Genomic DNA, 10,912 nt, shown 5'->3' on the forward strand with positions numbered 1-10,912 from the left:
AAGCTAAAATCACAATATTAAATAGTTGATATCTTGTTTTAAAATTAAGCGAATAACAATACTAAATCGTTATTCGCGGAAATACTAAGAAAAGAGACACTTAAATTTTCTTAACAAAGCATAACTCAAGCTAAAATCTAATGTTGAGTTTTCATTAGACTACTGTTTGTGCTGATGTTTTGCTGGGTGCTAATTTAGGTTATTTTCAATCAACTTAATATCTTTAACCTCTTCCATCAATAAGATTGCTTTGTCTTTATATTTGTCTAGCAAAGATCACTTATCTTTCGGCTTTGATTCGCCTGGCTTAATGCTTTTACATTATTCCTCTTATCAAATTGCTTAGGCTATTTTAACTCGAGTTTCTCTTCTTCGTATGATTTTTTATTTAACTAACTCGATTCCTACTCATTGAACATCGTCAGCGCATTTACCAAATTCAATTCACGACATAACATAAAATTGGATTGCTCAAATAACGTTTCAAATACTGGATGGCCAGACAATTGATCTGTTCCACGGAATGGATGATCCTTATATTCGGGCACAACTGGATATTCAGCATTCCTCGCCTTCAATTCAAAACTCAAGGTATCAAACCAATCAACATCGAAGCTCTTGTCAGCGATTTTGACCAACTCATTTGAACAAACTGGATACGCCAACCATAGTTTACGGATCATGCCTTGTTGCTCTACTTCCTTAATATAACTATCGCTTTCAGACTCACGAACAGCAGTAATCATATTCAGAATTTCCTTGATATATTTCTGAATATTTTTATAAGTGTTCAATTGAGGATGACCCTTAATCGCTATTAGCTCGCCCCAAAATACTTTTAGTAATTCTTGAGCATTGTTGTCATTCGCTAGTTGAAATGATTCCTTATTTCCAAAAAATGACCTGTCTTCCAAGATGATTGGCCCAGAGATGTAAATATTCTCTGGTATTGCTAAATTATCCTCAGAGTCACTGATCGTCAACAATCTTGATTTTAAAGAATGATTATCCCGGCACCACTTTTCGTAGAACTGAAGTTCACTAGATTCAGCTTCTTTGACAGGCGTATAGAAACTACGAAATCTGCTGGTTTTAGTGCTGTAAACCGAATTTAGGTTTAGTGCTCCATACAACCGTTCAGCCTTATCCATAACAGCTTTCAGGCGGCCAACCAGCTCCCCTGCATCTTTATTTGAGGCCATTTTATAAAGAACACTATTGGTCTCCTTCATAAAGTCACGAATCAGCTTGGCCAATCCCGGTTTCCCATTGCCTTTATCCTTCACTTCCCCAATCGGGATCATGGCAATATTCGAGTTCTTAAAGCCAGCATCTCCAGTGATTCGGGTAAACAAGGTTCCTCGAATCAACATAAAAATAGAGAGCATGTCCAAGGAGCTTTTAATTTTATATTCCAGTTCAGATTGAAATGCATCACTGGTTGTTAAGTAAAAATCTTCAACAAGAATGGTCAAAGTACGGTCTCTTTCATCACCATTAACCCATTCTTTCGTTTCTGGATCTAAATACCCACCACGTCCACGGTATACAAGTTGTGCAATTTCCATCATAGAGGCTTCAATTGCAAAGCGAGGCATCGCTGCAATAATGGCATCACAGTTTGGAAATGAAATACCTCTTGCTGCAGTTGAAGTAATCAAAACAACTTCAAGTTCTTCCTTTCTCTTTAGGAGGTCAACTCGATTGCTTCCCATAACCTGACTATCAAAAATACCAATCTTGGATCGATCAACTTTACCAGCATGAATGATCGCATCCCTCAACTTCGCTAAGGCATTTTTATCTTGGGAAAAATAGATGACTTGCTTCTTCCCTGCCAATAAATGCCGATGGATCAACGTCAGGGCAGTATCTTCGGAACGTTCACCTATTTCAGATCTAAATTGTTGCGTTAAATTTCGCTCCAGGCCCATCTCATCCTTCTCAGGATTGATAGCATATTGCATCAGCATGTAATTAATTTTCAGCTCAGTGGCTGGATAACAGTTCGCCATGATATGAATACTTGGTCTGAACCCTTTTCCATCACATATATCCGCTGTCTGCATTTTGAAAGGGAAATTACCAACCGAAGGAGAAATAAACATCTTGGCTGGTAGTGGATCCAACTTCTTCATGTAATTCTGGATTGCATTTACATTACTGAGTGAAGCATCCGCAAGGATGACTGTCACAGTAAATGGCGAATTGCCATCAAATGGATCAATAAAGTTCTTCGACAAGAACTTATGCATCTCATTAATGAAAGACCGACAACCCGAATCCCCAGTGATTTCATCAAACATCACCACAATATTCGGGAACTTCTTGGCAAAGGCTGCACGTTCCATCCTAGCTTCCGAAGGTTTTTTATCGATGTCGATTTTAAACATCTTGTTTAAACCATCTAGACTTGATGCGATCTTCGCTTTACTTTGCCCTTCTCTTGGATTCCTTGGCCCAGCAGCCGTGGTGTCATATTTCATGAATGCCTGAGTCGCTACAGTCATGGTGAGTCGATTAATCTCAGGATGGCAATCTAGCAATTGCTGCGATGACTCACCAAGAGAATCAAAAACTCTCGCAAATTTCTTGTTGGTCGCCGTGACTTTAGCATCGGATGTATTTGCATATCGTCTGCTGGTACTTTGACTTTCCTCCAGGTCCTTAATCTTTTGATAGTCGTCTTGCTTGAATAGCAATACACTTGAACCATTCGATGACTTCAGATTATCAACACCACCAATGATTGCACCTCCACGAGCATTTACAGGATTTTCCTTGCCATTGATAGCAGCATAAATCTGCTTGGCTTGCGTCACTACCTCGCTATTACTCGTAATCGTGGCTGAGATTTTAGACAAATCCCCAACTACATCATCATTGATCAATACTCGTGGACTTGTGTAGAAGAAAAAGAACCCCTCCAAGTCTGCCAAGAGAGTCTTGACGCTTGAAGTTTTTCCAATACCCGGTGTTCCTGTCAGGCAAATATATGAAATTTTACCGAGCTGACTTTCTTTTAAGGCAACCACTACGGCACATTTATGCAAATCACGTAAAGTAAAAGCGGTCTTATTCAGGATCTTTTTCTTCTGAATAAGTTTGAATTCAGCCTTGACCATTTGCTTCAGCTTTTGCTTATGATCATCGACATCACCATACTGGTCGATCAGGTCAAATACGTATTCCAAAGACAAGGGAGCATTCGGATTAATAAAGTCTTTGAGTTGTTCCGTGACCGAAAAGGTTAAGTCCTCACCGTATTCAATATCGGTGATATTTTCATGGAGCTTGTCCCTCATTTCTGAAGTCGGCTTGCTCATCAAAAAATTTAACATCTGAGTTTGAAGAATTTTACGTTGCTCTAAATTCTCAATACTCAGGTGGTTTTTCCGATACTCCTGGCCCAATTGGAACATCATTTCCAATTCTGGAGATTTGTGATCATCCGAGTATTCAGATGAGATGTATTCACTACCCCTATTTGTAATCGCAATCACATTCAAACGCATTTTACATTGTCGTTCAGGATCCAGAGTGCGCTTAAAGGATTCCGCAAAAGTTGTGGCATAAGAACAACCTTGGGCAATCTTAAACAGTACCTTTTCTTTACGAACGAACGCCTTCAGGTAATCACGTAATTTGTCAGTGAATTTGAAAGGAATTTCCTGAGCCTCAGCATTCACATAAGAAAATACACTATGCGATTCGGATTGCTTGATATACCGTTTATACTCATTCAGATATGTATATGGATCTTTAGCATTGAACTGTTCAGGTTCACCGATGACATAGAATATTGAGTATTCCTGAACCATGACATGATAGGTTGATTGGACACGAATCACTGCCAAGAAATCCGATCGAGCAAAATTTCCCTTCTTAAACATATCAGCCTGATAAATTTTAAACTGGTCTTTGAAGGTTTGTGTTGTCTCAGACTTATATTTCTCCATCGCTGCAAACTGCTCTGCAGTTGTGTAGTCATCTATCCAAGTTTGAGTAGTGTCACTTGGTAATGTTAAGGGACACCAGATTCCAGCCAAGCCCCAGTTCGGTTTTGCATCTGCTGACTTTGCCAGTGGAGAGCCTTTCGGTTTAATTTTTCGAAGGAACTCACGAGTATTGGTGTAGCCATGTCCGAACGAGGTTTTCATCAAATGATGAAAGTACTTCTCAATATTCTCGTGAACGGTTGCATTCACAACATCTGCATATAGTTCAGCTTTAACCTCAGCAAGAACCTCCATCAGCTGCTTACGGTTCCATCTGATAACCAGTGGATGATTAGTTGGCAATAGCTTTGCGTCCAACAAAGCCATGATTGCCCCACGTTTAGCTCCGATTTCATAAACCTCGCCCCAAATTTTTGCTTCATTATCCAACACGGCACTTACTCCGTATTTTGCGAAGTGGTAGAGTCTTCAACTGGAACTTCTTCGACAGGAAATTCGGCTTCGAGTTCCTTTTTCTCAATGATGTATTCTTCAAGCTTACCAATCATTGCAGGCAAGCTCATCAGTACTTCACCTTTGGTCTGGCGCTTGGAAACGATAATCTCACCCAGCTCTTGTATCCCGGTTGTGCCACGAATATGGGAAGGTTGCAAAATTGGGTTATAGAATTTCTTCTCCGCACGTTCTGTCCCACTCGGTCGTTCTGACTCATAATAATGAACCCCACGAAGGACTGACCGAATCGCTTTCATCTCATTGGTGTCTTGGGTATCAATCACTTTGGCATGAAGCTTAGTCCGTTTATCATTATGAATAGAGTGTTCCTGACTGGTGAGCATATAGAAATATGAGCAAATACCATTCTGAGTGCGAGCCCCCACAGTTTTCATAGTCGCTATACTCAGGATCGACAGTGATTGCTTATGGATAGAGCAATTGGCACTGGCAGTATGGTGCTGGTGATGTGGTACTTCACATAACGAACCAATTTCACGTTGTTTGATGTTGAGCGCTGGGATCGTGTCAGATTGGCATGGATAGAAATTCAACTCTGGGAAAAGTTGATCCAGCTGATCTAAGGCACTTTCGCTTTCATGAATATTATTGTTGCTTTCTGTTTTACCAATTTTACGCTGAGCAAAGTGATGAGATAACAACACAACATCCTTATACCCTTCAGACTGAAGACCTTCCAAAATACGGTGTAGTGCTTTTGAAGTGCGTAAATTGTCTTGCATCACAGGTGCATGACTTATTTTCTTCAATACCAGTCTCCCTTGCTTATCGTTGATACGCTCCAAACCGTAGACATAGCAAATGTAACTATAGTCTGGCTTTAACGTCAGCAAATCCTTTTGCGTTTGGTATTTGAATTCAACATCATTTTCAGGGCGGGAGTTATAGCTAATACAAGCTACTCGATCTTTAGTGCCTTCGAATGGGACAATCACTTCCGAATAACCAGAAAGTGCTTCAATCGCTGCCGAGATACGGTATGAAATAGTACGGTCCATTTTTAGATTGACTGGTGAGCACAACCTGTCCCCTTGAGCACTTGTATAGATTCTCGGATCTGGATTGTATTTAAGACCTTGGACTTTGAAAATCGAATCCTCATTGTTCAGCAGCTTTTCCAATGAATACGCCGTTGCATAGGCACGTTTACTTTCTGGATTAAAACCGCCTTTTTGATTGGCTTTACGGCTACCGTAATTGCGAGCATTTTCCTCATTTTCATGTTCATCTACTGAATCAATCCGAAGAAAAGGAATATAAATTCGCTGTTCTAACCCATTTTTGACCTTCACTGCTTTTATCAAATGCTTTAAAAAGGAATGCATGATCATCGAAAAACAGGTACTACTCATAATCAAGCCATTTTCAGTTTCATCCAAACAAAGATTATCTGCTCCCCCTTTCAAATCACTTAGTCTGAACAGTTGAGTTCGATAATGAATCATTACCCGATTAAGCGAGAGAAAATCATCATAATGTAGACTTTCATGGTGATACATATACGGTGCTTCATTCGGTTGCTTACGTTTTGTTGGAACCATAACCACAGGAAGACACGGTGCTGATAAATCACGCTGGACAGTAAATTGGGACAAATCTGGATTAGTATTCTCCAATGGAACGAGCGTCTTCACCTTTAAAGTTGACTTAAACTCAAGTTCACTCAGTGCCTTTCGAGCATACTGATTCATCCGCTGCGTCTCGTCCTCACCCATACGAGCCATCTTCTTACGACTACCATCTACGATCATGATGTAGTCATAGAAATTGTTATTCTCCCCATGAAAAATACTGGAATATTGTTCAACATCATCACCAAAAATGGAGGGCTTAAACACGTCCAGATTCACAATGTTTGGCTGCACAAAAATTTTGGTTTTGAGACTAGAATCCTTATCCATCTCTTGCATGATTAGTTCACAGCTATCATTTAGTGCTTTCTTAATTGTGTCAGTGATAGCTTTAACCTTTCTATGCATCGTATCGGTATTTAATCGCTGATTCAAAATTGCCGATAGGGTTGTACGCATTTTCTCAGGTTGCTTTAGCATATCTGCCAATAAAGCGAATTTTTCTTTAAATGCTTCAATTTTAAGGTCATCCGATAATACAAAGTAAAGCATAATCAGTTGAAACAATTCGTTCTTACAGACACGCTCCTGACATTCGGCAACCAAGATCGGCTCGTCTATCATCTCATTTTTTTCATTGACGATATTCGAAAGCAACAACGCTTCGTTGATGCTGATTAGGCGAGATTCATAGGCTGTTAACATCGAGCCTGCAGAATTTGGTAGTTCAGTACACTTTTTATTATTAATCAACAGTCTGGAATTGAATCTACTGCTCTTTTCTTCTTGTGCGAACTCTCCATTCACTCGAAAGGCATAAGTTACTTCACGTTTAATTGAAAGCCCTTTTTCATCTTGAGCACGAATATCATTCATTTCAACATTAGGGCGAACCCAGATAGGCAAAGCTTCCGTGGCACGGACATAGCCCAATTGATAGTTCAAGTCTAATGCACCAACTGCGCCATAGATGGCTCCGACATTCAAAATAAAATTATTTTCTATGTCAGTAGTCTCCGTATTCCACGGCATGACTCGCTCGCCAAAAATCTCAAAAAATGCCTTAGCTTTACGAATGTAGGAAACAGCAGCAGTACGCTTATACTCATTTTTTTCATTGCTCTCGATATAGTCAGCAATGATTTCCATGATCTTAAAGCAGTTTTTAGTCCGAGCTCGTGATAAAGCCTGTGTTTCTACAAAGGTGAGTAGATTTTGGATGTCATTGTTCTCTGTTGCAATAACATCACTTAAAATTCCCTCCATGAAATCCATTGCATCTGGAGATATCTTCTCATCTACTGGATAAGACAGCTTGACAATAGTTTTAATCGCCGTGCAGACCTCATTAACCCAGTTAGGCGCTTCCAGTTCCTCAGTCACAGTAAACAAGCGTAGCAAGCCATTCTTAACCTTCAGATCGCTGGTATATTGCAATGGAAGAATTCTTGCTTCACCTTGGATCTTGATTGGTACAGCATTGTGCTTTCTATTACTATTCGGATTCTTAACAACCTCTTGATAATTCCCCAACACCTGATCCAGATTTTGGAGATTAAAACCATTTGGTGCATCCATAATCAGCTGATTGACTGTTTCTGCCATAGCAAGATCAAACTCACGGTAAGCTTCGGCAGTTTTAATCTCAGACTCTTTATCAAATAAGGTGCTAATACGTAATTTAGATTCATGTGGGAGCAGCTGAATATCTTTGATGATGTTATAAATCGGCTTAGCTTCTTTCTTAGACCCAATTTTTTTAAATACTGCAGCAACAAAAGCTGAAGCATCAAAATTCAAAGCATTATTTGGACCGCCGTAATAAAAGAAGGATTTCGATTGTTGTTCTTTCAGCGTACTGACCATCGCATTTAATAATGGTGTGAGCATTATTTTTGGAGCAAGAGTACTAAGTTCAGTACTTGAACCTGTGTTATAGGTATTCATTATAATTATCCATGACAAAGTTGGCACTTAAGGCTCTACATTTTTATGAAGCGTAAATCCCCTATCGTCCTTTTATAGTATTTTTTAAATGCCATAAAGTAAATCATAGTTCACTTTTTATTATTCTTTTCATGTAATAAATCATATTTTTAGGGGGTTACCAAGCATAAGAAACATCTGTCCGAACTTCGTCATCGTCAAGATAGATTGACTAAAGTGCTGTACATTAAAAGCAGAATGCACACTTTAATGGCTTGAAAAAATCTACCCTCGCGTAAGCCCTTATTAATAGATGGTGCTAGGCAAACAGGCAAAACCTTCTTAATGCAAGAGTTGTTTGGCAATACCTTTGCCAACATCCTTCGTATCGACTTTCTTGAAAATCCGACTTACAAAAAAGCATTCGAGGGTGCCCTGCCACCTGAAGAACTGTTGATGAATATTGAGCTGCTGACAAACCAAATATTTAATCCAAAAACCGATTTGCTGATCTTGGATGAGATTGGCGAGTGTGAACATGCTGTTACCTCATTAAAATATTTTGCCGAGAAAGCTCCATCCTATTTTGTAGCTGCCAGTGGCTCGAACATTGGTTTGTTAAACACCTTTCCTGTTGGCAATGTAGAACAATTCAATTTACGCCCATTAACCTTCCGAGAGTTTATACATGCTTCTGGGGAGCAAGCTCTGATTAAAGCCTTTGATAACCAGACAAACACTCCAGCCGTACATTCTAAATTGATGGACAAGCTAACGGACTATTTTTTCACTGGAGGTATGCCTAAGGCAGTTGCTTCTTAGTATCAGTATAAAGAGTCGAGCATTTTAGAACACATTGAAAAAGTATCCAAAATTCATGCTGATTTAGTCGAAGGTTACCGCCGTGACTTTGGTAAATACGCGGGTAAGGTCAATGCGAAACTAATTGAATCTGTATTTAATAGCATTCCATCACAACTATCACAGGTTTCCGATGAGTCCGTTAAACGCTTCAAATTTAAAAATGTTCATGAGCGTAAATCGCGTTATAGCGATTTTGAAACCGCAATCCATTGGTTAAAGTGTTGTCGTTTAGCCTTGGCGAATTATCTCATTGAAGGGCAACCGAAATCTCCTCTGGCAGACTATAAAAAAGAAAATATGGTCAAACTGTTTCTATTTGATGTGGGTCTACTCAATCATATGCTGGGCAGTAGTTATAAGGAGATCAAACAACAAAGCTATGAGTACAAGGGATATGTAGCAGAAAACTTTGTTCAGCAAGAACTCACCGCTATCAATATTGACCCGAGTTACTCATGGAATGATGCCCGTGCTGAAATTGAATTTATTCTGGCAACTGATGAAGGGGATATCGTCCCAATTGAAGTCAAAAGCGGTAAACGCACGCGTGCTAAATCACTAACGTCTTACATTGAAAAGTGTTCACCAAGCAAAACATTCAAATTAACTGGAACACAAGGCTCTTCGATGCTAGAGCAAACCAATATTGTGATGCCCTTGTACTTCACACAGTTTTTGCCTTTAAGGTTGGGATAACTTCTTTTATAGTCTAAATGCACCAAGCCCTACACAAAAAAACTTTATTAATAATCATCGATTGAGTTTGGTAAGGAATGGGATATGTCAGCTTGAAAAGTGGACTTAATTTCCTTCACTACTTGGGTAGTAACTTACTACACTCTTTTAAATCAGCGCATACGACTTTAAAAGCAAAACACACCCTTCTCATGCTGTTAAATACAAGCTTGAGTTTTCATAAGTCTCACGTTTGCATTGTTCTCATCAATTTCGCAATTCATTTCTTAAAAGTTGGTGTTTGTTTTTTAATCAAATTCAATAATTGTTATAATCCTCACTATTCAAATAATAAGGTAAATTTTTAATAAATTTAATTATCTATAATCATTTATATTTTAATTTAAAAAACTTAATACAGAGAACTTAATAATTATTTTTATATTATTAATTATAAACCATGAACTACAACCTTATCTTTTGGTTATATTAGACTTTTTAATAATTAAGGTTAAATTACTATTAAAAACATAAACATGCACCGATTATATTAATATCTGTAGTTTAACTTCATCTAACAACACTACAGTTTTTAAATGAAGCTAGAACAAATCATCCTTTTAAAATATTTCTTACTCTTAAGCATAAAATTAGCTGTTCTATCTGCAAATGAAGGAAAATCTATGAATTGGATGTGACAAATTGGACCGAAATAAAGAAAAAAGAGCTAAGATTACTGTTACAACATCAAATCAGAGCAAAAAAGTGTATGTTTCAGACCTATTTTATGTAGTGTTACAGAAATGAAAAACGACAGTTACATGTTATTTGTTGACTTTTTTGGATGACAGTTACAAGAAATTCTATCGACAGTTACATGTTATTTGTTGATTTTTTAGACGACAGTTACAAGAAAATCTACCGACAGTTACAAGCACGCTCTGTGTATGTTTCAAACCAATCTTAAATTTTATGGTTAAATAATTGCAATTTTTAATATAAATAATTTAAAATAAATAAAAACAAGTATTTTGTTTTTTAATTTTAAATTCAATGTAATAAAATATAACAAATTCATTACATCACAGAGATTAATAAGGATTATTATTGAATTTTTAATCAGTTAATTTTATCAAATTTTGATTTAAATCATAAAATCTTGATGACTATTTGTTAATTATTTTTTAAAACTACTAGATCAATTAAATTCTTCTAAAATTCTTTTAATTTTAAAATAAAAAATGGCAGAGAATGGCACAGAGTTGCCTGCATATGCCCTGTTTTTGCATGTTAGTTGCCTCGGAATGGAATGATTATGGCTTAATTTGTCAAATAAGTGGAGCTTAATGGCACTTAAATCACTCTAAATGGCACTTGGTTCCAGCGAATGGCCTAGGAATT

The 10,912-nt window shown here is 37.8% G+C and carries 3 protein-coding genes and 1 pseudogene; 2 read left to right on the plus strand and 2 right to left on the minus strand.

Annotated features, from left to right (window positions below):
- Positions 1-404: 404 nt before the first annotated feature.
- Both WA352_RS21080 and WA352_RS21085 read right to left on the minus strand, forming a co-directional pair.
- Positions 405-4,391, minus strand: coding sequence for a hypothetical protein (locus WA352_RS21080; RefSeq protein ID WP_336143834.1), 3,987 nt, complete (start codon positions 4,389-4,391; stop codon positions 405-407).
- 5 nt (positions 4,392-4,396) lie between these two features.
- Complete coding sequence (locus WA352_RS21085) at positions 4,397-7,993, minus strand: hypothetical protein (RefSeq protein WP_336143835.1); 3,597 nt, start codon at positions 7,991-7,993, stop codon at positions 4,397-4,399.
- 285 nt (positions 7,994-8,278) lie between these two features.
- Here WA352_RS21085 and WA352_RS21090 point away from each other — a divergent pair.
- Both WA352_RS21090 and WA352_RS21095 read left to right on the plus strand, forming a co-directional pair.
- Positions 8,279-8,794 (plus strand): annotated as a pseudogene (locus WA352_RS21090) (ATP-binding protein); the annotation flags it as partial.
- Positions 8,795-8,845: 51 nt separating this feature from the next.
- Complete coding sequence (locus WA352_RS21095; RefSeq protein WP_336143836.1) at positions 8,846-9,532, plus strand: DUF4143 domain-containing protein; 687 nt, start codon at positions 8,846-8,848, stop codon at positions 9,530-9,532.
- The last annotated feature ends 1,380 nt before the right edge of the window (positions 9,533-10,912 follow it).

The sequence above is a fragment of the Acinetobacter sp. 102 genome (genome assembly GCF_037028485.1).
Taxonomy (GTDB): Bacteria; Pseudomonadota; Gammaproteobacteria; order Pseudomonadales; family Moraxellaceae; genus Acinetobacter; species Acinetobacter higginsii.